Source organism: Cryobacterium sp. TMT4-10 (assembly GCF_004403275.1).
GTDB classification, from domain to species: domain Bacteria; phylum Actinomycetota; class Actinomycetes; order Actinomycetales; family Microbacteriaceae; genus Cryobacterium; species Cryobacterium shii.
Genome location: NZ_SOGU01000035.1, coordinates 130629 through 154487 on the forward strand (window position 1 = coordinate 130629; position 23859 = coordinate 154487).

The window sequence follows — 23859 nt, forward strand, 5'->3', positions numbered from 1 at the left end:
GCCGGGGGGGAGTAGTGTCGTCCGCGGGCTAGAGGGCCAGGCCATTCGCCTGTGTCGAGCCCACGACAAAAATGGAGATCATTCCCATGAAAGCTGCGCGCTTCTACGGCCAGAAAGACATCCGGATCGAGAACATCGAGGAACCGGAAACCCGCAGTGGAACGGTGAAGATCGCTGTCGCCTGGTGCGGCATCTGCGGCACCGACCTGCACGAGTACCTCGAGGGCCCGATCTTCATCTCCGCGCCGGGCCACCCGCATCCGCTCTCACACGAATCCCTGCCCGTCACGCTCGGCCATGAGTTCTCCGGAACCATCGAAGAGGTCGGCGACGGCGTCGAGGGCCTGAACGTCGGGGACAACGTGGTCGTGGAACCCTACTTCGTCTGCGACGAGTGCCCGCCCTGCAAGGCCGGCAACTACCACCTGTGCGAGAAGATGGGCTTCATCGGCCTCGCCGGGGGCGGCGGCGGCCTGAGCGAGAAGGTCGTCGTCGACCAGCGCTGGGTGCACCCGATCGGGGATATCCCCCTCGACGAGGCCGCCCTGATCGAGCCGCTCTCCGTCGCGCACCACGCCGTCGTCCGCAGCGGCGCGAAGTCCGGAGACGTCGCCATCGTCGGCGGCGCCGGACCCATCGGGCTGCTCACGGCCTCGATCCTCAAGGGCATCGGCGTGACCACGATCATCTCCGAGCTCAGTGCGGCCCGCAAGGAGAAGGCGATCTCCAGCGGCGTCGCCGACTATGTGATCGACCCGACCGTCGATGACCTCAAGGCCCGCGTCCTCGAGATCACCGGTGGCGTCGGCACGGATGTCGCGTTCGAGTGCGCGGGCGTCAACGCCGTGCTCGACGCCATGCTCGATGCCCTGCGTCCCGCCGGCGTGCTCGTCAACGTCTCCATCTGGGGGCACCCGGCCACCGTGGACATGCAGAAGATTGTGCTCAAGGAGATCGACCTGCGCGGCACGATCGCCTACGTACGCGACCACGAGGAGACCGTCAAGCTGGTGCAGTCCGGCACGATCGACCTGAGGCCGTTCATCACGGGCCGGATCGCCTTGGAGAACCTGGTCACCGAGGGCTTCGACACCCTGGTCAACCACAACGACACCGCGGTGAAGATCCTGGTTCACCCGTAGGTCGAAGCCATGCCCGCGTCAGTCTTTCGGCGTCAGCGGCCCTCTCGCGATTCGCGTGGGGGCCGCCTGGGCGACCGGCTTGATCACGATCAGGTCCAGATTGACGTGGGCGGGGCGCTCGACGCTCGACACGATCGTCTCCGCGATGTCCTCCGCGGTGAGCGGATTGGGCACGTTCGCGTAAGCCGCTGCGGCCTTCTCGGCGTCGCCGCGGAAACGCACCAGGCCGAATTCCTCGGTCTGCACCATGCCGGGGGCAACCTCGATCACCCGGATGGGCTCCCCGTTCAGTTCCAGGCGCAGCACCTCCATCAGGGCGTGCGCGGCGAACTTCGCCGCGTTGTAGCCCCCACCACCGAGGTAGGCAACATGACCGGCAATCGACGTGACCGTGACGATGTCGGCGCAACCGCCATCCATCCGGATCCCGTCCCGCAGCAGGGGCAGCAGCGCGCTTGTCACCCGTTTGACCGCGAGCACGTTGATCTCGAACATCCAGGCCCAGTCCTCGGTCCGCGAGTCCTCGACGCTGTCCAGGCCCATCGCGCCGCCCGCGTTGTTGACGAGCGCGTGCACCGGCCCCGACTCGGCCAGGTAGTCCCGCAGGGCGTCGACGTCGGCCTGGCGGGTGAGATCGGCCGTGAAGACGTCGGCACCGGTCTCGGCTTTCAGCTCGGCGAGGCGGTCGGCGCGCCGTGCGACCCCGACCACGGCCCAGCCCTGCTCGCGGAACCGGCGAACGGTCGCCGCCCCGATTCCGGAACTCGCACCGGTCACAACAACTCTCTTGGTAGCCATGGCTCTATTCTGGCGGGGGAAGAAGGACGATGAGTTCACAGGTAGCAGGAATGACCCAGGTCCGGAAGCGACGGGTGCCGCTCTGGGACAACGGGCGCTGGATCGCCATCACGCTGATGGTGATCGGCCACGCCATCCTGAAGCTCATCGGCGAGTCGAACGTCGCCTACGAGGTCTACCTCTTCATCTACGCGTTCCACGTTCCGCTCTTCGTCGCCGTCAGCGGGTACTTCGCCAGATCCAGCCCCCCGGGCACCCGCCAGCTGCACCGGCTGCTCACGGACATCGTGTTTCCGTACATCATCTTCGAGAGCATCTGGACGGTCATCCGCTGGCTGCTCGGCGGCGCCTTCGTGCCCGATTTCTCGACCGCGTCCTGGACCCTGTGGTTCCTGATCGCGCTGCTGATCTGGCGCCTGATGCTGCCGTTCCTGGTTCTGCTGCGCTACCCGCTCCTGATCAGCATCCTGATCTCGATCGGCTCCGGCTACCTGGAATCCATCGACGCCGGCTTCTCGATCTCCCGCACCCTGGGCCTGCTGCCCTTCTTCGTGTTCGGCTGGAAACTGCGCCAGTGGCAGCTCACCCCGATCTGGCTGGGCCTGGCCGCCGGGGCGGTGTGGCGGTGGCGGATCGGGGCCCTCACCCTGTTCACGGCGCTGTTCGGGGTGATCGTGATGAACATCGAGCTGCTGCGCACCCTGAAGGTGCGCCGGTTCCTGCTCTACAACGAGGCGTATCCGGTCTTCGGCTTCGACGAAATCTGGGCCGGCGGCATCCGTCTGGGCCTGATGCTGCTCGCGTTCGCCCTGATCGTCGCTTTCCTGCTGCTCGTGCCGCGGCGCACCACCTGGTTCAGCACGTTCGGGGCGGCCACCATGTACATCTACCTGCTGCACAGTTTCCTGCTGTTCCCGCTGCGCGAGTCCGGCGTGCTCGAGGGGCCGCAGCCGGCCTGGGTCCTGCCGGGGGTGATCCTGCTGAGCGTGCTGATCTCCATCGTGCTGTCGCACCCGGTCGTGAAGAAGGTGTTCCGGCCGCTGGTGGAGCCGCGTGCGCGCTGGATGTTCCGCAAGCACGCGTCGACCGACACCGGAACGATCGTGCTGCCGCACCTGGGGCCGTCGGGCACGATGCTCGAGTCGCCGGCGGCGCCGGATTCCGCGCCGGGCGATGCCCCGCCGGCGGCGGCCCGCTGAACGGCGTGTGACGCCGTGTTGCAGACCTCGTTGCCACGTCGCCGGCCGCCTGCCTAAACTCGCTGCCAGAGCGATGGACGGTCCACGCTCGTCGAGGATTATCAGGGAGACCACCTCATGAGCGACAACACTGCAGCCTGGAAGTTCGAAACGAAGCAGGTGCACTCCGGTGCTCAGCCCGACCCGACCACGAACGCGCGGGCCACCCCGATCTACCAGACCACCTCCTACGTCTTCAACAACGCCCAGCACGCGCAGAACCTGTTCGCGCTGGCCGAGTTCGGCAACATCTACACCCGCATCATGAACCCGACCCAGGCCGTGGTCGAAGAGCGCGTCGCCGCCCTCGAGGGTGGCACCGCCGCCCTCCTCCTCTCGTCCGGCCAGGCTGCTTCGACGTTCGCCGTGCTGAACATCGCCCAGGCCGGCGACCACATCGTGTCGTCGAGCTCGATCTACGGCGGAACCTACAACCTGTTCAAGTACACGCTGAAGAAGCTGGGCATCGAGACCACCTTCGTCGAGAACCAGGACGACGCCGAGGAATGGCGCCGCGCTGTGCGCCCGAACACCAAGCTGTTCTTCGCCGAGACCATCGGCAACCCGAAGATCAACGTGCTCGACATCCGGCTGGTGGCCGACGTGGCCCACGCCAACGGCGTGCCCCTCATCGTCGACAGCACGATCGCCACCCCGTACCTGATCCGCCCGTTCGAGCACGGCGCCGACATCGTCATCCACTCCGCGACCAAGTTCCTCGGCGGCCACGGCACGGTCATCGGCGGCATCATCGTCGACGGCGGCACGTTCGAATGGTCAAAGAACGTCGAGAAGTTCCCCGGCCTGACCGAGCCCGACCCGTCGTACCACGGCGTCAGCTACACCGGTGCCGTCGGCGACGGCATCGCGTACATCATCAAGGCGCGCGTGCAGTTGCTGCGCGACCTGGGCTCCGCGATCGCCCCGGCGAGCGCCTGGCAGCTGATCCAGGGCATCGAGACGCTCAGCCTGCGGATCGAACGCCACGTGCAGAACGCCCAGGACATCGCCGAGTGGCTCGAGAACCACCCGGACATCGCCTCGGTGAACTACGCCGGGCTCCCGTCGAGCCCCTGGTATGCCGCCGCGAACACCTACGCCCCGAAGGGCGTCGGCGCGGTGCTGTCCTTCGAGCTCAAGGGCGGCGTCGACGCGGGCCGCGCGTTGGTCGACAACCTCTCGCTGTTCAGCCACCTGGCCAACATCGGCGACGTGCGCTCGCTCGTCATCCACCCGGCGTCCACCACCCACGCCCAGCTCACCCCCGAGCAGCAGCTCACGGCCGGCGTGACGCCGGGCCTGGTGCGCCTGTCGGTCGGCATCGAGAACATCGCCGACCTGAAGGCCGACCTCGAGCTCGGCCTCGCGGCCGCCCGCGCGGTGGTGCAGGCGTCCCGCGCCAACGCCTGACCCTCTTCACCAATTCGACGGAGATTCTGCCCCCACGCGGGTGTTTCAGGCCATATTCGGTCTGATTGCGCAGAATCTCCGTCGAATTCGTTCGGGCGGGACCGGGACCGGTGCCGGCCGGGCGCGCGGGCGCGCCGGGCAGGAGTGGTGACGCCGGCATCCGCCGAGCAGGCGCGACAGGCCTGCGCGGTAACAATCACCCGGAGGTGCCGTTCAACCGGCAGAATAGGGGGCCTATGGATTGGCAATTCGCTGCAGACACGGTCCCCTCGAGCTTCGTCACGGAAGCCCAGGCTCGGTCGCTCCTCGGCAAACCCCCGGCAACGGGCGCCTGGCGCGACGGCGACCCCGTCGGCAACCGCCGGTTCCTCGACGTCGGGCCGCTCCACTTCGAGTCCGGCGGCAGCCTCGATGCCGTGCGCATCGCGTACGAATCCTGGGGGGAGCTGTCCCCCGCCGGCGACAATGCGGTGCTCGTGCTGCACGCCCTCACCGGCGACAGCCACCTGTCCGGGCCCTCCGGCGACGGCCACGCGACGAGCGGATGGTGGGGCGGCATCGTCGGGCCCGGCCTGGCGATCGACACGGACCGCTGGTTCGTGGTGGCCCCGAACATGCTCGGCGGCTGCCAGGGCAGCACCGGCCCGGCGTCCCTCTCGCCCGACGGCTCGGAGTGGGGCGCCCGCTTCCCGCATTTGACCATCCGTGACCAGGTCGCCGCCCAGGTCGCCTTCTCCGACCGGCTGGGGATCGACCGCTGGGCCGCGGTCATCGGCGGCTCCATGGGAGGGATGCACGCGCTCGAGTGGGCGATCGGGGCACCCTCGCGAGTGGCCCGGCTGGCGATCCTCGCCGCGCCCCCCGTGACGACCGCCGACCAGATCGGCCTGAACTCCGTACAGATGGAAGCGGTTCGCTGCGACCCCTGCTTCCGGTTCGGGGACTACTACGACGCCGCCGACGGCGACGGCCCGACCCGCGGCCTCGCACTGGCCCGACGGATGGCCCTGCTGAACTACCGCAGCCCGGAGGAGCTCAATCTGCGCTTCGAGCGGGGCTGGCAGAGCGAAATCAGCCCGATCGGCGCCGGCGGCCGCTTCGCCGTCGAGTCCTACCTGGACTTCCACGGCAACAAGTTCACCCGTCGCTTCGACGCGAACAGCTACCTCGTCCTGGTCGAGGCCATGAACTCGCACGACGTCGGCCGCGGCCGCGGCGGCGTCGCATCCGCTCTGTCGCTGATCACCGCACGAACAGTCGTCGTCGGCATCGACAGCGACCGGCTGTTCCCGGTTGAGGGCCAGCGCCTCATCGCGGCGCACCTGCCGGGGAACATCGACGGCACGGATGCCGTGGTCATCCGGTCCGATTACGGCCACGACGGGTTCCTGATCGAGAACGAGGCGGTCGGCGCCCAACTGTCCCGAGTCCTGACGGAGCCGGTTCCCCCGCACCGGGGTTGACAGAAGGCGGCTTCGGGGCGAGCGTGAATTCCACTCGACCGAGAGGACGCGCCATGAAACCCGGATTCGTCGTCATGCTGGTGTTCGGCACCATCCTCTCCCTGCTCGGGTTCTCCCTCGCCGTCGCCGGCACGGTGGGGGCTGCGGCCGGCAGCACCCGAGACGACAGCGGCTACTTCACCACCCCCGCCGCGCCGCTCTCCACCGAGGCGTACGCGCTGACGTCGCCCCGGATGGCGGTCGAGGGCGAGGGCGTCCCGTCGGATCTCGTCACCCTGCGGCTGCGGGCCTCCACCTCGAACGGGAACGACGTCTTCGTCGGCATCGCCCCGCAGGCGGACGTCGACCGGTACCTGGCCGGCGTGAACCACACCGAGGTCAGGACCGTGACCGGCAGTCCCTTCCGCGTCGGCTACCGGGACATCCCCGGCAACGCGGTGCCGGGCGCCCCGGGAGACCAGAGCTTCTGGACGGAATCCGCCGAGGGATCCGGGCCGCAGCAGATCACCTGGCGGCTCGACCCCGGAAACTGGGCGATCGTGGTGATGAACGCCGACGCGAGCCCCGGCGTCGACGTGGCCGTGCAGGCCGGCGCCCACCTCGGTTTCATTCGCTACCTCGGCCCGCTGGCCGTCGGCCTGCTGCTCCTCGGAGTGTCCCTCCTGGTGCTCGGACTGGTCCTGACCGTGTTCGGGGCCATCGGTCTGGGCCGGAACGGCCCGCCCCCGGCCGGAGGCGTCCCGGCGGCCGGCGCCGGACCTCCCGGAGCGGGGATCGCCGCAGGCCCCGCCACGAGTGACACGAGTGACACGAGTGACACGAGACCGTACCCGGCCAGGCTGACCGGCACCCTCGATGAGGGCCTGTCCCGCTGGCTGTGGCTGGTCAAGTGGATCCTGGTCATCCCCCACGTCGTCGTGCTGTGGTTCTTCTGGTTCGGGTTCTTCGTGACCACCGTGGTCGCGGGGGTGGCCATCCTGTTCACGGGACGGTACCCGGTCAGCCTGTTCCGCTACAACGTGGGGGTGCTCCGCTGGAGCTGGCGGGTGGCTTTCTACTCCTACTCCGCGCTCGGCACGGACCGTTACCCGCCGTTCAGCCTGGAACCGGCGGCCGACTACCCGGCCGACCTTGAGATCGATTACCCGGAACACCTCTCGCACGGGCTCGTGCTGGTCAAGTCGTGGCTCCTGGCCATCCCGCACCTGCTGGTCGTCGCGGCGTTCACCGGCAGCGCCACGAGCTGGCAGTCCGGCGACTGGGGCCGAGGGGTCACGACCGGCACTCCGTCCCTGATCGGGGTGCTCGTGCTGATCGCCGCGGTGATCCTGCTTTTCACCGACCGGTACCGGCGTGGCCTGTTCGACCTGATCCTCGGCATCGACCGGTGGATCTTCCGGGTGTTCGCCTACACGGCGCTCTTCCGGGACGACTACCCGCCGTTCCGCCTGGACCAGGGTCCCGCCGAGCCTCCGTCCCGGAACGCCATGCCCCTGGCGAGCCCGCCGGCGACGCAGACGATGCCGCCACCAGCCTCGACCGCCCCCTGACCAACGATCGCTGAGAGAGCCGTGTCAGACCCGGAGCCCCGGTCCGGCCGGGAGAGCCCGCATTTCCTCCACTCCTGGCTGGTGTGGGTGAGCCTGGGTGAGAGCGTGGGCTTCCTCGCCCCAGCCCTGGCCCAGCTCGCCACGGCGTCGCTGCCCGCCGCCGCCCTGCCGAGCATGGTCGCCGCCGGGGCGGTGGAGGGCGCGGTCCTCGGCTGGTCGCAGACGCGGGTGCTCCGAAGCCGCATCCCCGCCGTGTCGAGGAGCAACTGGATCGGCGGCACGGCTGCAGCCGCGGCCTTCTCGTGGTTTCTCGGGCTGCAGGCCTCCGCCTCCGCCGACGTCTGGACGGCGTGGCCGGTGCCGCTGATCATCGTGGCGGCGGCCGCAACGGGCAGCCTCCTGCTGTGCTCGATCGGGCTCGCCCAGTGGCTGGAGTTGCGCCGCCATCTGCCGCACAGCGCACGCTGGATCGCGGCCAGCGCGGCGGCCTGGTGCGTGGGCCTGGCGGTGTTCTTCCTCGTCGCGCCTCCGCTGTGGCAGCCGGGACAGCCACCGGTTCTCACGCTGCTGATCGGGGTCTTCGCAGGCATCCTGATGGCCGGGAGCATGGCCCTGGTCACCGGTCTGGCCCTGGGCCGTCTCCTCGGCGCCCGGCGGCCGGCGACCGTGGGGCCCCGCGCGCCGGATCGGCCCGCTAGTGTGCTGTATAGAGTGCAACGAGGGGTAAGCCAGCCGCCATGCAACGAATCTTCAAGGAGCGCGACCGCCTGCTGCGCAGAGCCGCGCGCCTGACCGGCCTCGCCGGGGCAACCGCGGCTCTCCTGGTGATGCTGGTGCCCGGCGGGCTGAGCCTGACGGCCCTGTTCTGGTGCCTGCCGCTCCTGCTGGTGATGGTCTACTGCCTGTACCTGCTGGGCCGGAGCGGCCGGATGCGCTGGGTGGTGCTGATCGTGCTGGCGGGCGTCGGAATCATCCTGGCGGTCGGCCTGACCGGGACGCACCCGAGCGGGCTGAACCTGGTCGAGGAGACCGTGATCGGCTGTGTGGCGGCGTGCGCGATGAGCTCCGTCGCCCTGGTCCTCGTCGTCAGCTCGGCACGCCTGGTGGGGCTCCTGGCCGCGTTCGGCGTCACCCTCGCCGGCGTCCTCGCGGCCACCGGCGGCACGAAAGGGTCGCTCGTGCCGCTCGCCCTGACCACCAGCGGCTGGTTCTCGGTCGCCCTGGTCGGCTGGTGGGTCGCCCAGAGCGTTCCCCGCGTGATGGAGCGCATCGCCGCCATCGGCCGCGCCCACCTGGCGGAACGGCACGCCAGCGAGCTCGAAGCGCAGCGCCGACAGGATGCCCGGCTGCTGCATGACACCGTGCTCGCCACCCTCACCCTCCTCGCCCATTCCGGCGTCGGCGTCAGCCCGGCCGCCCTCCGCCTGCAGGCCGCAGACGACGCCCGACTCCTCCGCCAGTTGCGCCTCGGCGGCCTGCCCACTCCCCGCCGGTCCGGGGTCTACACGCTCGAACCGGCCACCGAGTCCACCCTCGGCAGCACCCTCGAATCCGTCAAGCAACGGTTCGGCCGGATGGGGCTCGACGTCGACTGGCACGGCAGCGGTCAGGTCCTCCTGCCCAGCGACGTCCTCGATTCCTTCCTCCTCGCCCTGGGCGAGTGCCTCGAGAACGTGCGCCGGCACGCGGGCGTCGCCCGGGCCGACGTGACGATCACGGATGACGACTCCACCGTTCGCGCCATGGTCACCGATGCCGGGGTCGGCTTCGACATCCGCGGGGTCAGCTCCGAGCGGCTCGGGTTCGCCGAATCCGTCGTGGCCCGGTTGCGAGATGTGGGCGGCAACGCCCGGCTGTTCTCCTCTCCGGGTTCGGGCACCACGGTCGTGCTGGAGGTTCCCAAGTGAGCAGACCGGGCATGGTGGATGCGCTGCGCCGGGACATCCGTGCGGCCGCGCGGTTGAAGGGCGCCGACAAGCTCGCGGACCAGGAACGCCAGGACCGGGGCCGCAGTTTCCGACGCCCCGAGCGCACGGTCAAAACCACCCGCGCGAACCAGAGCGGCCTCGGCGGCCGCCACCTGGGCATCGGGTTGTCGCTCAGCGGCGGCTTCATCGCCCTGTTCCTGTTCTGGCGGTTCGCCTTCCAGTGGTTCGCCTACGAGACCCCGACTCCCAGCCTGGTCGCCTGGTCCCTGCTGATGGCGACGACGGGGCTGGTCCTCGTCACGGTGCAGCGATTGTCGGCGCGGATGCCGGACTGGCTCTTCGCCACCGCGCTCGGCAGCGGCGCCGTCGTGGTGACCCTCGACCTGGTCGGGGCGGCGACCGGACCGAACGTGTACCCCACGGCGGCCGCCGCCGTCGGCACCCTGCTCATCTCCCTGGTCACGGTCCGGCGTGGCCGGGACGTCGTCACGGCCGCGATCGTGCTCGGCCTGCTGCTCCTGACCGGGGCGTTCGCCGAGACCCAGATCGACCCGTTCACCGTCGCCCCGGAGTTCCTGACGATCGCCCTGGCGGTCCTGCCGCCGCTGCTGGGCGTCGCGGTGGTGCGCTCGTTCCGCCGCATGGCCCAGCGCGAACTCGACCTGGTACTGGTGCAGAGCACCGTGTCCCAGCCGCAGTTCGCCCTGGGCATGCTCGCCTCCGAGGCCCTGGCCCGGATCGACCTCGACGCGGAAACACTGCTGGACGATGTCGCGAAGGGGCGCACGGCGCTGCCGCTCAGCCCGGCGAAATCGACCACCGCGGCTTCCCTGGCCACACAGCTCCGGCTCCACCTGATCCGCGGCCGCCGGGAGACCTGGCTGCACCACGCGATCACCGAATCCGAGTTCCTCGGCCCGTCGGTGAGCCTGAACGACCCGGCCGGCCTGGCCGGGATGCTCGACCCGGCACAGCGCGACGCCCTGCTCCGCACGATCTGGCTGCTGATCAGCGATACGCACCGGTCTGAGGCATCCGTGTCGCTTTCCCTCGGACCGATCCGGCCCGCTCACGGCCTCACCGCGGGTCAGAAGTTACGATTTCCGATCGAATTGACCACCGAGGGTGTGCCACGGCGTCGGGTAGACCCGGAGACGTGGCAAGCTATCCGTGTGGTAGGCCCTCACGTCGATTCCAGCCGAGACGGAAGTCTGTGCGTGGAGATCGAGTGCAGTGTCGACAATCCCGCGGATGCTTAGTGTCTGTGAATCGGGGGTAGCAGCATGAGGAGGCAGAAGTGACGAACACGAGCACCATGACCAGTGCGGTACCGAGCAAGGAAAACCCGATCCGGCTGGCCCTCGTCGACGACCACCGGATGCTGCTGGGCGCACTCACGGAATGGATCCGGGGCGCAGCGGACGACATCAGCATGGTCGCCGCGGTCACCACCTGGCCCGAACTGCTGACCCACCCGGAGTTCCCGGTCGACGTCGTGCTCCTCGATCTGGACCTCAAAGACAACATCCCGGTGTCGCTGAAGATCTCGACGCTCAAGACGGCCGGCGTCAAGACCGTTCTGATGAGCACCTACTCCGAGGCCGGACTCGTGCGCGAAGCCCTCGCCGCCGGCGCCCTCGGCTACCTTGTGAAGAGCGAGGAGGCGACCATGATCGTCGAGGCGATCCGGGCCGCGTACGACGGCGAATCCTTCATCTCGGCCGAACTGGACGAAGCGCTGAGCAACGGAGCCAACGGCTCACCCCGGCTCAGCGCTCAGGAGCGCCGGGTGATGGCGCTCTACGGCGCGGGCGAGCCGGTCAAGGCCGTCGCGCACCAGCTCGGCATCTCCGAGGAGACCGCCAAGTCCTACCTCAAGCGCATCCGCGAGAAGTACCGCCTCGCGGGCTTCGACGTGGGTACCAAGGTGGCGCTGCGCAAGCAGGCAATCCACGACGGCATCCTGCTCCAGGGCGACTAACACCCGCCCTGCCGCCGATGCCCGGCCCGGCAGGCGTGGGCCGAGCATCCGTCGGCCGTTGAACCAATTCGACGGAGATTCTGCTCTAAGAACGCTCTTTCGGCCTGTTTGGCACCGTTTGGGGCAAAATCTCCGTCGAATTCGCTCGGGGCGGGGGCGATAAGCGGGCTCCGTCGAGGGGCTGCGGGCTGCACCTGCGGGGCTGCGGGGCTGCGGGTTTGCGGGTTTGCGGGTTTGCGGGGCTGCGGGTGTCTGCGGGCCGGGGGTCAGGGGGCCGGGTGTCTGCGGGCCGGGGGTCAGGGGGCCGGGGGTCAGGGGGCCGGGACCACGGCGATCGCCTCGGTCCCGTACGGCAGCAGCACGCCGTTGCGGCGCCGCGTGCGGTCCAGCAGGAACGAGGCCACGGTGAGCAGCAGCCCGATCACGCTCAGGCCCAACCCGATCCAGACCGGGGCGACGTAGCCGAACCCGGCTGCGACGGCGAGGCCGCCGAGGAACGCGCCCAGGGCGTTGCCGACGTTCAGCGCCGAGTGGTTGAGCGCCGCGGCGATCGACTGGCTGTCGTGGGAGACGTCCATCAGCCGGGTCTGGATCGCCGGCGAGAGCCCGGACGCCGCGGCTCCCACGAAGAACACTCCGAGCAGCAGACCGGGCAGGTACTGGGCCGACAGCGCGAGTCCGGCCAGGGCCAGCAGCATCAGCACGAAGAACGCGTACATCGTGCGGCGCACGCTCCGGTCGGCCAAGACACCGCCGACGAGGTTGCCGATCGTCATGCCCACGCCGATCACGACGAGCACGAGCGGCACCGCCCCGGCGCCGAGCCCGGTGACCTCCATCACCAGCGGGGCCACATAGGTGTACACGGCGAAGAGCCCGCCGAAACCGATCGCTCCGATCGACAGGGCGAACCAGACCTGCAGCCGGCCGAATGCCCGCAGCTCGCTCCGCATGGTCGCGTGGGGATTGCCGGCCTGCAGGGGCACGAGCAGGGCCACCGCCACGAAGGTGGCGGCGAAGATAGCCGCCACGACCAGGTAGGCCGCCCGCCAGCCGGCGGTCTGGCCGAGCCAGGTGATGCTGGGAACGCCGATGATGTTCGCGATGGTCAGCCCGCTGAGCACGAGGGCGACCCCGCGGGCGCGCTTGCCGGGGCCCATCAGGTCCGCGGCGACGAGCGAAGCGATCCCGAAGTAAGCGCCGTGCGGGAGCGCGGCGACGAACCGCGCCGCCAGCACCAGTCCGAAGGTCGGCAACAGCGCCGACGCGACCGTGCTCAGGGTGAAGGCGGCCAGCAGTCCCAGGAGCAGCTGCTTGCGCGGCCACCGCGCGGCCGCGGCGGCGATCGTCGGGGCCCCGACGACCACGCCGAGGGCGTAGGCGGAGATGAGCCAGCCTGCCTGCGCGTTCGCGGCATCCGGTGACGCGCCGTAGAGCGCCGGAAGCAGGTCCCTGGCCAGGTTCGGCAGCAGGCCCATGGCCACGAATTCCGTCGATCCGATGCCGAACCCGCCGAGGGCGAGGGCGAGCAGGGCGAAACGGATGCGGGTCGGGGACAAGGTCACCGGCCCGTTGGTGGGTGCGCGCATCCCTCCAGCCTAAGGGGCGTGCCACCCCCGACGGGCTCCCTCGACGGCTCGGCGCTACGGGGCGGAGGTCGCGGCCGGCGGCGGGGTGGCGGCCGCCAGGGCCCTCTCGAGGCGCTCGACCTTGCCGGTCAGCTCCCCGGTGCGCCCGCCACGGATGTCCGCCTTGAGCACCAGGGACACCCGCGACCCCCACGCGGCGACGGCCTCGGTGGCCGCCTTGATCACCGCGAACACCTCGTCCCAGTCGCCCTCGATCGTGGTGAACATGGAGTCGGTGTGGTTCGGCAGGCCGGAGTCGCGCACGATGCGCACGGCCGCGGCGACCGCGTCGTGCACGGACCCCTCCCCGTCGCCGTCGCTGGAGCCGGAGTCGCTGGAGCCGGACGGGGCGACGGAAAATGCAACCAGCATGGTTACTCCTTCAGATTCGGGGTGGGAGGGACGAGATCGTGCTCCGGATGCTCGGACCGAGCCCCGGACGCGTGGACCTCCCGCACGGCCCAGCCGAGCAGGATCACCTCGAGCATGTTGCGCAGGCTGAGCACCAGGACCAGGAGCGGATCGGCCACGATCAGCCAGTCATACAGGTGAGGGTAGACGAGTTGGGTCAGGGCCGCGACCGCGAGGGCCAGCACTGCCGGCAGCCGCCAGGCGCGCCCGCGCAGCACGAGCCCCAGGATCACGGGTGCGGCGAGCCAGGCCGTGAACTGCGGCGAGCCGACCTTGTTGACCAGGATCAGCGTCAGCACCAGCGCCAGCACGAGCGGCGGGAAGAGCCGGGGCCAGGACGCCCCGGCCTCGTTGGCCTGCCAGCCCAGCAGCAGCACCGCCGCGATGCAGGCCAGCAGCAGCGGGGTCATCACGGCGATCGCGACCTGGGTGCCGGTGCCGATCACCTGGTAGGTCAGGATCTGCTGGTCGTAGTAGATGTAGTTGCCCGGGGTCTTGAGCGCGGCCTGCCACATCCAGAGCCCGGCGACGGGCGACTCGATCTGGATTCCCCGGTTCGTCTGCTCGCTGACGAAACTGAACACGTTCAGGCCGCTGCCGAGGAACAGGGCGATCACGACGATGCCCAGACTGGTCCCCGCCGCGGCGGCCGCCACCGGCCACCGCTTCCTGGAGACCAGGAACAGCGCCGCGATCACGGCGGCCGGCCAGATCTTGATCCAGGCGGCGAGCGTCAGCAGCATCGTGCCCCAGACCGGGCGGGACCGCAGCACGAGCACGGCGAGGATGGCCAGCGGCACCGTGATCGCGTCGATCCGCCCCACGGCAATGGGGCCGAGGAGCAGCAGGAAGCCCAGCCACCAAGCGGCCGCGAGCCGGGCCCGGGGGTCGCGGCCGGGGCCGAGCAGCACGGCGAAGGCCACCGCGTCGAGCAGTGTGACGAGGCCGAGCCAGGTGAGGGAGTACAGCCCGGGGCCAAAGGCGAGGGCGGCGAGCATCGGCAGGATCGCGAGGATCGGGTAGACGAACGGGGCGCTGATCCCGACGACGCCGCCGCCGGTGACCGCGTCGGTCGCCCAGCCGAGGTAGGACCGCTCCACATCGCCGAGCGGCCAGCCGGTCGACGCGAAGCAGAGCCAGGCCAGCGCGGCGTGCACGGCCGCGAAACCGGCCCACAGCAGCGCCGGCCGCACCCAGCCGCGGGGGTGCGCCGTGGCATCCGTCGCGGCGGCAGCGGTCGGTCCTGGGGTGGATTCGGGCACCCTCCACTGTCCCACACCGCCGAGGCCGGAGCGCGGTGTCCGGCGCCGAACCAATTCGACGGAGATCTTCCCGTAAAACGGCGATTGCGGGCTGTTTGTGGCCGATTCGGGCAAAATCTCCGTCGAATTCGTCAGGGAACCGCGGGCGGGGGGTGGACTCGGGGGGAGACTAGGCGGGCGGACTAGTACTACAGTCGCGTTTATTTTTGGCTGTATCGGCGTTTTAATCGGACTTTTGCCCCGAATCCTGTTAATCATGACGAGTGAGCGATGATATTTGGGTGGCAGAGATCCAGGAATGGGCGCAGGGCCTCGAGGAGATCCGCGGGTTGATTGGGGACGAGTTTGCACGCTCGGAACCGCGGAACAACGCGGTCAGTTACATTCGCGGCCTGCTCTCGGACGAGGAGCGGAAGAACTCCTGGACCTTGTCCGAGCGGGCCGGCCATGGCACCCCTGATGGGATGCAGCGGCTGCTCTCGACCACGGATTGGGACCCGGATACCGTGCGCGATGCCTTGTTCGGCTACGTGAAAAAGCATCTGGGCGACCCCAAGGGGATTTTGGCGATTGACGAGACCGGATTCCTGAAAAAGGGGACGGCGTCGGCCGGGGTGGCCCGCCAGTATTCGGGCACCGCCGGGCGGGTGGAAAACTGCCAGATCGGGGTGTTCCTCACCTACGCGTCCCCGGCCGGGCGGACCTTCCTGGACCGGGAGCTGTACCTGCCCAAAGCCTGGATCGACGACTCCGAGCGGTGCAAGCGGGCGGGAATCCCCGAGGACCGGGTGATGGCCACCAAGCCCGTGCTGGCCGCCGAGATGATTGAGCGCGCCCTGGACGCCGGCATCGAGGCCGAATGGACCACCGGGGATGCCGTCTACGGCCAACACGCCGAGCTGCGCCGCCGGCTGGGGGCCCGCGGCATGCATTACGTGATGGCCGTGCCCATGAACCAGCGCGCCATCACCCCGACCCCGGGTTCATTGGGCGCCGAAGGGCGGGCCGATCAACTCTTCGCCGCCCTGGACGGGAGGGCCTGGCGCACCCGCACCGCCGGCACCGGGACCAAGGGCGAACGGCTCTACTCTTGGGCCAGGATCCGCATCAACGGCCCCGCCGAGACAGGGGAACACTGGCTGCTGGCCCGTCGCTCTCTGAACGACCCCACCGACCTGGCCTACTTCATCTGCCACACACCCGAGAACGTCACCCTGATCGAGCTGGCCCGGGTCGCCGGGGCCCGCTGGGCCATCGAGGAAACCTTCCAAACCTCCAAAGGCGAAACCGGGCTCGACCACTACCAGGTGCGGCAATATGGCGGCTGGTACCGGCACATCACCCTCTCCATGTTCGCCCACGCCTTCCTCAGCGTCATCCGCTCAAAAAAAGGGGCCCACATCCAGGCTCCGACCAGTTGGTAAGGCTCTCACTGCCCGAAATCAGGCACCTCATCACACGGATCGTCTGGCACCGGGAATCAGACCCCTGCCACGTGATCCGCTGCTCCCTCTGGCGACGAAAACATCAACACCGCGCCCAGCAATGCCACTACAAAGCCCGCGGTCACACCCCACAAATGCGACTGTAGTACTAAGGCGTGTCTCCTAATTCGTGTAACCAGACGATGATGGCGCTCAGGACAGCGCCGCCCCGGTAGGTGAGGGCGAGTTTGTCGTAACGGGTGGCGAGTCCGCACCACTGTTTGAGGGTGTTGAATGAGCGTTCGATGACGTTGCGGCGTTTGTAGGCTTCTTTGTCGAGGTCGACTGGGCGGCCACCGTTTCGTCCGCGGCGTTTCCGGTTCGCGACCTGGTCGGAGCGTTCTGGAATGACGACCTGGATGCCCCGTTTTCGCAGCATGGCCCGGTGCGCTTTGGCCGAGTAGGCCTTGTCCGCCAGCACCCGGTCGGGTCGGGTGCGGGCTCGTCCGGGTCCGATCCGGTCGACGCTGAGCGAAGCCATGATCTCCGGGAGCATGGGCGAATCGCCGCCTTGCCCGGTGCCCAGAAAGACCACGAGCGGGCGCATCTTTCCGTCGCAAAGCTGGTGGATCTTGGTGGTCAAACCACCGCGGGACCGGCCAATGGCATGATCAGGAGGCTCTTCCAGCAGATTCGTGTAAGTCGACAGAGCCCCCCGTGATGCGCGGAAGATTCGTCGCGTGTTGATGCGCCCGATTCACCGTCGAGTCCACCGACACCTCCCAATCGATCTTGCCCGCCGCATCGGCCTCGGCCAGCAACCGGGCCAGAACACTGTTCCAGGTGCCATCGCCGCTGAATCGCCGATGACGCTTCCACACCGTCTGCCACGGACCAAAAGTCTCGCGTAGATCTCGCCACGGAATCCCCGCCCGATACCGGTAAATGATGCCCTCCATCACCCGCCGGTGGTCCTGAAACGGGCGACCAGGACGACCAGACGATGACGGCATCAACGGCTCGATCCGAGCCCACTCACTCTCAGACAACACAGCAGTACGAGACATGCGCCAATTCTGCCAAAAACACTCACCAGGCTTTAGAAGACACGCCCTAGTGGGGCGGCGTGTGACCCAGCAGGGCCGCGACCGTGGCCGGCACGGCCTCGGCCACGTCGAGTGCGGTGATCGGGCCGCCGGCGGACGCCCGGATCGCGGCGAGCGAGTGGATGCGGGCAGCGGTGGCGGCGAGGTCGGTGAGCGCCTCGGCATCCGTGCGGATCGCCGCCGCGTGGGTGGCCAGCAGCGCGCCGATGATGCCGCCGAGCACGTCCCCGGAGCCGGCCGTCGCCAGCCAGACCGGCGAGCGCGACACCGTCAGCCGGGGGCCGGACGGGGACACGACTCGGGTGACGGACCCCTTGAGCAACACGGTGACGCCGAGCTCGGCGGCGGCACGCGTCGCCCAGTCCCCCGGGTCGGCGGCCACCTGGGCGCCGGTCACCTGCATCCCGTCCTGGGACAGGAGCCGGGCCAGTTCCCGGTAGTGCGGGGTGATCACCAGCGGCCCGGCCTGCCACCCCCGAGCCAGGTCCAGGGCGCCGGCGTCGCACACCGTCGGCAGTCCCTCGGCGAGCGCCGCCCGCAGCGCGGCCGTGGTCTGCTCATCCCGCTGGTCGGCGTTCATCCCCGACCCCAGCAGCCAGGCCTGCACCCGGCCGGGAACCGTGACGACCTCCGGCCGGCGCGCCAGCACGAAGTCGGCGGCGCGGGGCGGGCCCAGGTAGCGCACCATGCCGACGCCGGTGCGCATGGCCGCTTCGACCCCGAGCACCGCCGCGCCCGGATAGTCGTGACCGCCGGTCAGCACGCCGAGCACCCCGCGGGTGTACTTGTCATCCGTCGCCCGCGGCACCGCGATCCAGTCGCCCGCCTGCTCGGCGTCCCATTCCAGCCATCCCCGCGGTTCGCTCATGCACTCACGATAGGTTGTTTTGAGCACTGCGGGTCGGTCCTGCTGCCGACCCCAACCGACTCTGGGGGATTTCGTGGCCGCTGCCGCCCTGTTCGAACCGCTCACCCTGCGGGGCGTCACCATCCGCAACCGGATCTGGGCCGCGCCCATGTGCCAGTACTCGATCGAGGAGAAGGACGGCGTGCCCCGGGACTGGCACCTGGTGCACCTCGGGGCCATCGCCGCGGGCGGCGCCGGCCTGGTCATCGCCGAGGCGAGTGCCATCAGCCCCGAGGGCCGCATCACCGACCGCGACACCGGCCTGTGGAACGACGAGCAGGCGGCCGCCTGGTCCCGGATCGTCCGGTTCCTGCACGCCCAGGGGGCGAAGGCCGGCATCCAGCTGGCGCACGCGGGCCGCAAGGCGTCCGTCTGGCCGGCGTGGGGCAGCGACCGGCAGGGCACGGTGCCCACGGATGCCGGCGGCTGGCAGACCGTGTCGGCCTCCGACCTGCCGTTCCCGGGTTACGCCGCGCCCGCCGCCCTGGACGCCGCGGGCATCCGTGCCGTCATCGGCGACTTCGCCGCAGCCGCGCGCCGGGCGGTGGGCGCCGGGTTCGACGTGGTCGAGATCCACGCCGCGCACGGCTACCTGCTGCACCAGTTCCTGTCGCCGCTGAGCAACCGTCGCACCGACGAGTTCGGCGGGCCGCTGGCGAATCGGGCTCGGCTGCTGCTGGCCGTGGTGGCCGCCGTGCGCGCGGCGATCGGCGAGGACGTGCCCCTGTTCGTGCGGTTCTCCGCCACCGACTATGCGCCGGGCGGGTGGAACGAAGACGAGACCGCCGCGGTCGCCCGCTGGGCCGCCGACGCCGGAGCCGACTTCTTCGACATCTCCTCCGGCGGCAACGTGACCGGGGTGCGGATCCCGCTCGGCCCCGGCTACCAGGTGCCCCTCGCCCGCAAGGTGAAGGCCGAGGCGGATGTCCCGGTCAGCGCGGTGGGCCTGATCACGGAACCGGCACAGGCGGAGCAGATCCTCGCGTCCGGCCAGGCCGATGCGGTCATGCTGGGCCGGGAGCTGCTGCGCGACCCGCACTTCCCGCTGCGGGCCGCGCACGAGCTCGGGGTCAGCCTCGACTACTGGCCGCCGCAGTACCTGCGGGCCCGGTGGCCCGCCGCTTGAGCGGCGGCCGTCGACGCCGGTCAGAGCCGGCGGGTCGCATCCTGAACCTCGCCGACGAGCTCCTCGATGATGTCCTCCAGGAACAGCACGCCCTTCGTGGCGCCGACGGCGGTGAACGAGCGGGCCAGGTGCGCGCCTGAACGCCGCATGGTGGCGAGGGCGTCCTCCAGGTCGGTGTCCTCGAAGATCGACACCAGCTGACGGATGCGCTTGCCCGGGATGGGCTCCTGGTAACTGCCCTGCCCGGCCTGGGTCGCGGCGTCCCCGTCCAGGTCGATGACGTCCTTGAGGTGCACGTACCCGGTCGGTTCGCCGCCGTCGGTGACGATCACGTAACGGGAGAAGCCGTGCTTGGTGACGGCCCGCTCCACGTCGGCGGGGGTGGCCGTCTCCGGCAGACTGATCAGGCCGGCCAGGGGCACGGCGACATCCTTCACCTTGCGGGTGGTGAATTCGAAGGTCGCGCTGAGCGCCCCGGTGCCGTCCCTCAACACGCCCTCCCGGGTCGACTGGCTGACGATCGTGGCCACCTCGTCCAGCGTGTAGGTGCTCGTCGCCTCCTCCTTGGGCTGAACCCCGAAGACCCGAAGCACCACGTTGGCCGTGGCGTTGAGCACCACGATCACGGGCTTGACCAGGCGGCCGAAGAACACCAGCGGCGGCGCGAGGATGAGGACGGCCTTGTCGGGGATGGAGAACGACAGGTTCTTGGGCACCATCTCCCCGAACACGACGTGCAGGTAGGAGACCAGCAGCAGGGTGATGGCGAACGCGATGGCGGTGATCGCCTCCTCCGGCAGCTCGGTCGCGCCGAGGGGGATCTCGAGCATGTGGTGGATGGCCGGCTCGGAGACGTTCAGGATCAGCAGCGAGCACACCGTGATGCCGAGCTGCGTGGTGGCCAGCATCAGTGTGGCGTGTTCCATCGCCCAGAGGGCCGTGATGGCCCTGATCTTGCCGGCCTCGGCCAGCGGTTCGATCTGGGACCGGCGCGCGGAGATGACCGCGAATTCGGCCGCGACGAAGAAGGCGTTGCCGGCGAGGAGCACGACCAGCCAGACGAGTCCCATCCAGTCACTCATGATTACTCACCCCGCCCTGTTTCCGTGCCGCTGATTCGTCTGTGCCCGCCTCGTCCGTAGCCGGCGTGTCGGGGGTGAACCGGAGCCGGTCGATGCGCCGGCCGTCCAGCCGTTCCACCGATAGCTCTCCGGCGTCGAGGCGCACGGTGTCGCCGACCACGGGCAGGCGTCCCAGCTCGCTCATCACGAACCCGGCCACCGTTTCGTACGGCCCGTCCTCCGGCACGGCGACGCCGGTGCGTTCCAACAGCTCGTCCGGCCGGAGCATGCCGGGGAAGGTCAGCGAGGTCGGGGACAGCACCACGCCGGCCCTGGCGCGGTCGTGTTCGTCGGCGACCTCCCCGACGAGTTCCTCGACCAGGTCCTCCAGGGTGGCCACGCCGGCCGTGCCGCCGTACTCGTCGACGACGATCGCCATCTGGTAGCCGCGGGCACGCAGCTCGACCAGCAGCCCGTCGAGTTTCATGGTCTCCGGCACGCGAATGGCCTCCGATTGGAGGGCCGACACCGGGACATCCGCCCGGCGGTGCCGGGGCACGGCCACCGCCTGCTTCACGTGCACGATCCCGACGATGTCGTCGACGCCCTCGTCGACGACGGGGAAACGGGAGTACCCGGTGCGGCGGGTGAGGTCGATCACCGCCTGGGCTGAGTCGGTGCGCTGCACGCTGGCCACGCGCGGACGGGGCGTCATCACGTCCGACGCCGTGTGCCCGGAGAACAGCAGGGTGCGGTGCAGCAGCGTCGCGGTGTCTTTCTCGAGCATCCCGGCGCTGGCCGAGCGGCGCAGCAGGGAGGAGAGCTCCTCGGCGGTGCGGGCGCCGGAGAGTTCCTCCTTCGGCTCGATTCCGATGGAGCGCAGCACGCCGTTGGCGCTGCCGTTGAGCACGACGACCGCGGGCTTGAACACGGTCGTGAACAGCGTCTGGAACGGGATGACCAGTTTCGCGGTCTGGACCGGCAGCGCGAGGGCGAAGTTCTTCGGAACCAGTTCGCCGATGATCATCGACGCCAGCGTCGCCAGGACGACCGCGGTGGTGACCGCGACCACCGGGACGACCGCCGCCGACAGGCCCAGGGCCGTCAGGGGCGGGGAGAGCAGGGCGCTCAGGGCCGGCTCCATCGTGTAACCGGTGAGCAGGGTGGTGAGCGTGATGCCGAGCTGGGCGCTGGACAGGTGCGTGGAGGTGATCTTCAGGGCCGAGATCGTCAGGCCGAGACGGGTCTCCCCGCGGTCGCGGCGGGCTTCGAGCTCCGACCGGTCCAGGTTGACCAGGGCGAACTCGCTCGCGACGAACAGGCCGGTGCCGACCGTGAGGAGGAGCCCCGCGCCGAGCATGAGCCACTCAAACATGGCCACCGCCGAACGGGATCAGGATCGTGATCAGGGGCGAGTGACCGTTCGAGTGACGAGAACAGTGGCTGGGCGAATTCGCAGGAGGGGGGTCGTCCATTATTCCGCTAAGTCTACTGCGCGCAGCCGACGCTCGCGGCCGGGCTCACCAGCAGGGCTCACCAGCCGGGCCCACCAGGGCTCACCAGGAGACGGGCAGCGCCTTGCCCTCCTCGTAGCCCGCGGCCGACTGGATGCCGACCCGCGAACGGGCGTGGAACTCCTCCACGTTGGTCGCACCGGCGTAGGTGAACGAGCTGCGCAGCCCGGAGGTGATCATGTCGAGCAGATCCTCGACCGAGGGCCGCAGCGGGTCCAGGTAGATCTTCGAGCTGGAGATGCCCTCGGCGAACAGGGTCTTGCGGGCCAGGTCGTACGCGTCCAGGCGGTCGAAGCGCTCGCGTACGGCCTTGGTGGATGCCATCCCCCAGCTTTCCTTGTAGAGGCCGCCGGCCGCATCCCGGTCCAGGGCGCCGGGCGCCTCGATCGTTCCGGCGAACCACGAGCCGATCATCACGGATGCCGCGCCCGCGGCGAGCGCGAGCGCCACGTCACGCGGGTAGCGCACCCCGCCGTCGGCCCAGACGCGCGCGCCGAGCTCGCGCGCGGCGACCGCGCTCTCCAGCACGGCGGAGAACTGGGGCCGGCCCACGGCCGTCATCATCCGGGTGGTGCACATGGCGCCTGGGCCCACACCGACCTTCACGATGGTGGCGCCGGCTCCGACCAGGTCGCCGACGGCATCCGCCGTCACGACGTTGCCGGCCACGATCGGGATCCCCAGTCCGAGATCCGCGACGATCTTGATCGCCCGCAGCATGCCGTCCTGGTGGCCGTGCGCGGTGTCGATCACGAGCACGTCGACCCCGGCGGCGACGAGGGCGATCGCCTTGGCCGCTATGTCGCCGTTGATGCCGACCGCGGCGGCGACCCGGAGGCGTCCGTGGGCGTCCAGCGCGGGCTGGTAGAGCGTGGAACGCAGCGCGCTCTTGCGGCTGAGCGTGCCGATGATGGCGCCGTGGTGCAGCACGGTGGCGAAGTCGAGATCGGCGTCGGTCATCACGTCGAAGGCGCGGCGCGGGCCCTCGATATCGTCGGCGTCGAGGGAGGTGAGGTTGCCGTGCAGCAGGTCGCCGAGCAGCGCGTCGGGCAGGGCCGTGGCCAGGCGGGACGCGTCGATGCAGCCCAGGTAGGTGTCGTCCCGGTCGTTGATGACCAGCCCCTGGCCGGCGACCGGCGGCACCTGGCGCAGCGCCAGCGCCACGGTGTCGTCCGGACCGAACACGAAGGGGGTGTCGAACCGGGTCGACTGGGCCTTCACCCAGCGGATGGCAGCGTCGAGGTCCTGCAGGTGCATGTCCTGCGGCAGCACTCCCAGGCCGCCGCGGCGTGCCAGGGAAGCCGCGAGGCGGTGCCCGGTGACCGAGTTCATGTTCGCGGAGACGATCGGGATCGTGGCGCCGGTGCCGTCGCCCGGAGCGAGGGAGACATCGAGGCGGCTGGTGACCGCCGACTGGCTCGGCACCAGGAAAACGTCCGAATACGTGAGGTCGTGGCTGGGAACCGCTCCATAGAACTGCATGGAAATAACGCTAGCGCCCCGCGCGGATGCCCGCAGCCATGCCCGATGGGATTAGGCTGAATGGGCAGACCGATCCGGGCCTTCGTGTGCGCCCGGTACATTCAAAATCAACGTAGAGAGTGGGAACCGGCTGTGTCAAGCCAGTTGACCGGTAGTGGATCCGACGAGACCAGGTCGGGTGAATTCGGAGCGAACGAGTGGCTCGTCGATGAGTTGTACGAGCGGTACCTCGTCGACAAGAACCTGGTGGACGAGTCCTGGTGGCCCGTCCTCGAGAGCTACCACCAGACCGCGAACGGAGCGGCTGCCGCAACCGGCGCCCCCGCAGCCGGCGCCGAGACCGCACTGACCGCCGCGGCTGCCGAGGCGCCGAGCGCCGCAGCGCCGGCCGCCGCGACACCGGCCGCCGAGCCGGCCTCGAGCACGTC

Annotated in this window: 21 protein-coding genes; 12 read left to right on the forward strand and 9 right to left on the reverse strand. The window is 69.6% G+C overall.

The window, feature by feature from the left end; genetic code table 11:
• Positions 1-86 precede the first annotated feature (86 nt).
• Positions 87-1142, forward strand: a complete 1056-nt coding sequence (locus E3T42_RS05550; RefSeq protein ID WP_134368192.1) for a 2,3-butanediol dehydrogenase — start codon at positions 87-89, stop codon at positions 1140-1142.
• An 18-nt stretch (positions 1143-1160) separates the two neighbouring features.
• On the opposite strand, the gene E3T42_RS05555 is transcribed toward E3T42_RS05550, so the two are convergent.
• The gene (locus E3T42_RS05555; protein WP_134368177.1) at positions 1161-1940 is read right to left on the reverse strand and encodes an SDR family oxidoreductase; all 780 of its coding nucleotides are present in this window, start codon (positions 1938-1940) and stop codon (positions 1161-1163) included.
• A 50-nt stretch (positions 1941-1990) separates the two neighbouring features.
• Here E3T42_RS05555 and E3T42_RS05560 point away from each other — a divergent pair, with 50 nt between their 5' ends.
• The 8 genes from E3T42_RS05560 to E3T42_RS05595 all read left to right on the forward strand — a co-directional run bounded on the left by E3T42_RS05560 (position 1991) and on the right by E3T42_RS05595 (position 11510).
• Positions 1991-3139 (forward strand): acyltransferase family protein, encoded by a 1149-nt coding sequence (locus E3T42_RS05560; RefSeq protein ID WP_241975857.1) that lies wholly within the window; start codon positions 1991-1993, stop codon positions 3137-3139.
• A 117-nt stretch (positions 3140-3256) separates the two neighbouring features.
• The gene (locus E3T42_RS05565) at positions 3257-4588 is read left to right on the forward strand and encodes a bifunctional o-acetylhomoserine/o-acetylserine sulfhydrylase (RefSeq protein WP_134368179.1); all 1332 of its coding nucleotides are present in this window, start codon (positions 3257-3259) and stop codon (positions 4586-4588) included.
• A gap of 236 nt (positions 4589-4824) precedes the next feature.
• Positions 4825-6051: a homoserine O-acetyltransferase gene (locus E3T42_RS05570; RefSeq protein ID WP_134368180.1), complete on the forward strand. Its 1227-nt coding sequence runs from the start codon at positions 4825-4827 to the stop codon at positions 6049-6051.
• 53 nt (positions 6052-6104) lie between these two features.
• Positions 6105-7601 (forward strand): DUF4389 domain-containing protein, encoded by a 1497-nt coding sequence (locus E3T42_RS05575; protein ID WP_134402620.1) that lies wholly within the window; start codon positions 6105-6107, stop codon positions 7599-7601.
• A gap of 21 nt (positions 7602-7622) precedes the next feature.
• Complete coding sequence (locus tag E3T42_RS05580; RefSeq protein WP_174776169.1) at positions 7623-8393, forward strand: hypothetical protein; 771 nt, start codon at positions 7623-7625, stop codon at positions 8391-8393.
• Positions 8339-9508, forward strand: coding sequence for a sensor histidine kinase (locus E3T42_RS05585; RefSeq protein WP_134368182.1), 1170 nt, complete (start codon positions 8339-8341; stop codon positions 9506-9508). The genes E3T42_RS05580 and E3T42_RS05585 overlap by 55 nt, the downstream gene beginning before the upstream one ends.
• Positions 9505-10788: a hypothetical protein gene (locus E3T42_RS05590; protein ID WP_134368183.1), complete on the forward strand. Its 1284-nt coding sequence runs from the start codon at positions 9505-9507 to the stop codon at positions 10786-10788. Before E3T42_RS05585 ends, E3T42_RS05590 begins: the two co-directional genes overlap by 4 nt.
• A 56-nt stretch (positions 10789-10844) precedes the next feature.
• Positions 10845-11510 (forward strand): response regulator transcription factor, encoded by a 666-nt coding sequence (locus E3T42_RS05595; RefSeq protein ID WP_134368193.1) that lies wholly within the window; start codon positions 10845-10847, stop codon positions 11508-11510.
• A 311-nt stretch (positions 11511-11821) separates the two neighbouring features.
• Here the strand turns inward: E3T42_RS05595 and E3T42_RS05605 are convergent, their stop codons facing one another.
• Genes E3T42_RS05605 through E3T42_RS05615 form a run of 3 tightly spaced genes read right to left on the reverse strand, consistent with a single transcriptional unit; the run spans position 11822 to position 14811 of the window.
• A complete protein-coding gene (locus E3T42_RS05605; RefSeq protein WP_134402621.1) occupies positions 11822-13099 on the reverse strand; it encodes an MFS transporter in 1278 nt (425 codons plus the stop codon).
• 54 nt (positions 13100-13153) lie between these two features.
• Positions 13154-13510 (reverse strand): thiamine-binding protein, encoded by a 357-nt coding sequence (locus E3T42_RS05610; protein ID WP_134402622.1) that lies wholly within the window; start codon positions 13508-13510, stop codon positions 13154-13156.
• A 2-nt stretch (positions 13511-13512) separates the two neighbouring features.
• Positions 13513-14811 (reverse strand): glycosyltransferase family 87 protein, encoded by a 1299-nt coding sequence (locus E3T42_RS05615; protein ID WP_166805308.1) that lies wholly within the window; start codon positions 14809-14811, stop codon positions 13513-13515.
• 281 nt (positions 14812-15092) lie between these two features.
• On the opposite strand from E3T42_RS05615, the gene E3T42_RS05620 reads away from it, so the two are divergent.
• On the forward strand, positions 15093-16235 hold the full coding sequence (locus tag E3T42_RS05620; RefSeq protein ID WP_370261829.1) for an IS701 family transposase: 1143 nt from the start codon (positions 15093-15095) through the stop codon (positions 16233-16235).
• 169 nt (positions 16236-16404) lie between these two features.
• Here E3T42_RS05620 and E3T42_RS05625 read toward each other — a convergent pair.
• Both E3T42_RS05625 and E3T42_RS05630 read right to left on the reverse strand, forming a co-directional pair.
• Positions 16405-17302 (reverse strand): IS5 family transposase gene (locus E3T42_RS05625; RefSeq protein WP_134366158.1). Its coding sequence is split into 2 segments (ribosomal slippage): positions 16405-16950 and positions 16952-17302, totalling 897 coding nucleotides; the frame shifts between segments, so codons are not numbered across the junction.
• Between the two features lie 46 nt (positions 17303-17348).
• Entirely contained in the window at positions 17349-18209 is an 861-nt protein-coding gene (locus E3T42_RS05630) for an ADP/ATP-dependent (S)-NAD(P)H-hydrate dehydratase (protein ID WP_134366159.1), read from the reverse strand.
• A 73-nt stretch (positions 18210-18282) separates the two neighbouring features.
• Between E3T42_RS05630 and E3T42_RS05635 the strand changes: the two genes are divergently transcribed.
• On the forward strand, positions 18283-19374 hold the full coding sequence (locus E3T42_RS05635) for an NADH:flavin oxidoreductase/NADH oxidase (protein ID WP_134402624.1): 1092 nt from the start codon (positions 18283-18285) through the stop codon (positions 19372-19374).
• A gap of 20 nt (positions 19375-19394) precedes the next feature.
• Here E3T42_RS05635 and E3T42_RS05640 read toward each other — a convergent pair whose 3' ends face one another.
• The 3 genes from E3T42_RS05640 to E3T42_RS05650 form a co-directional block, all read right to left on the reverse strand.
• Positions 19395-20456, reverse strand: coding sequence for a hemolysin family protein (locus tag E3T42_RS05640; RefSeq protein WP_134402625.1), 1062 nt, complete (start codon positions 20454-20456; stop codon positions 19395-19397).
• Complete coding sequence (locus E3T42_RS05645) at positions 20449-21810, reverse strand: hemolysin family protein (RefSeq protein ID WP_134366162.1); 1362 nt, start codon at positions 21808-21810, stop codon at positions 20449-20451. The genes E3T42_RS05640 and E3T42_RS05645 overlap by 8 nt, the downstream gene beginning before the upstream one ends.
• 181 nt (positions 21811-21991) lie before the next feature.
• Positions 21992-23431, reverse strand: a complete 1440-nt coding sequence (locus tag E3T42_RS05650) for a GuaB1 family IMP dehydrogenase-related protein (protein WP_134366163.1) — start codon at positions 23429-23431, stop codon at positions 21992-21994.
• Between the two features lie 132 nt (positions 23432-23563).
• On the opposite strand from E3T42_RS05650, the gene E3T42_RS05655 reads away from it, so the two are divergent.
• The coding region (locus E3T42_RS05655; RefSeq protein ID WP_134402626.1) for a hypothetical protein at positions 23564-23859 on the forward strand (296 nt) is incomplete at its 3' end.

Bases quoted from the DNA above. Each gene is read 5' to 3' on its own strand.
- E3T42_RS05550 (WP_134368192.1), top strand. From the start codon at position 87: ATGAAAGCTGCGCGCTTCTACGGCCAGAAAGACATCCGGATCGAGAAC.
- E3T42_RS05555 (WP_134368177.1), bottom strand. From the start codon at position 1,940: ATGGCTACCAAGAGAGTTGTTGTGACCGGTGCGAGTTCCGGAATCGGG.
- E3T42_RS05560 (WP_241975857.1), top strand. From the start codon at position 1,991: ATGACCCAGGTCCGGAAGCGACGGGTGCCGCTCTGGGACAACGGGCGC.
- E3T42_RS05565 (WP_134368179.1), top strand. From the start codon at position 3,257: ATGAGCGACAACACTGCAGCCTGGAAGTTCGAAACGAAGCAGGTGCAC.
- E3T42_RS05570 (WP_134368180.1), top strand. From the start codon at position 4,825: ATGGATTGGCAATTCGCTGCAGACACGGTCCCCTCGAGCTTCGTCACG.
- E3T42_RS05575 (WP_134402620.1), top strand. From the start codon at position 6,105: ATGAAACCCGGATTCGTCGTCATGCTGGTGTTCGGCACCATCCTCTCC.
- E3T42_RS05585 (WP_134368182.1), top strand. From the start codon at position 8,339: ATGCAACGAATCTTCAAGGAGCGCGACCGCCTGCTGCGCAGAGCCGCG.
- E3T42_RS05595 (WP_134368193.1), top strand. From the start codon at position 10,845: ATGACCAGTGCGGTACCGAGCAAGGAAAACCCGATCCGGCTGGCCCTC.
- E3T42_RS05605 (WP_134402621.1), bottom strand. From the start codon at position 13,099: ATGCGCGCACCCACCAACGGGCCGGTGACCTTGTCCCCGACCCGCATC.
- E3T42_RS05610 (WP_134402622.1), bottom strand. From the start codon at position 13,510: ATGCTGGTTGCATTTTCCGTCGCCCCGTCCGGCTCCAGCGACTCCGGC.
- E3T42_RS05630 (WP_134366159.1), bottom strand. From the start codon at position 18,209: ATGAGCGAACCGCGGGGATGGCTGGAATGGGACGCCGAGCAGGCGGGC.
- E3T42_RS05640 (WP_134402625.1), bottom strand. From the start codon at position 20,456: ATGAGTGACTGGATGGGACTCGTCTGGCTGGTCGTGCTCCTCGCCGGC.
- E3T42_RS05645 (WP_134366162.1), bottom strand. From the start codon at position 21,810: ATGTTTGAGTGGCTCATGCTCGGCGCGGGGCTCCTCCTCACGGTCGGC.
- E3T42_RS05650 (WP_134366163.1), bottom strand. From the start codon at position 23,431: ATGCAGTTCTATGGAGCGGTTCCCAGCCACGACCTCACGTATTCGGAC.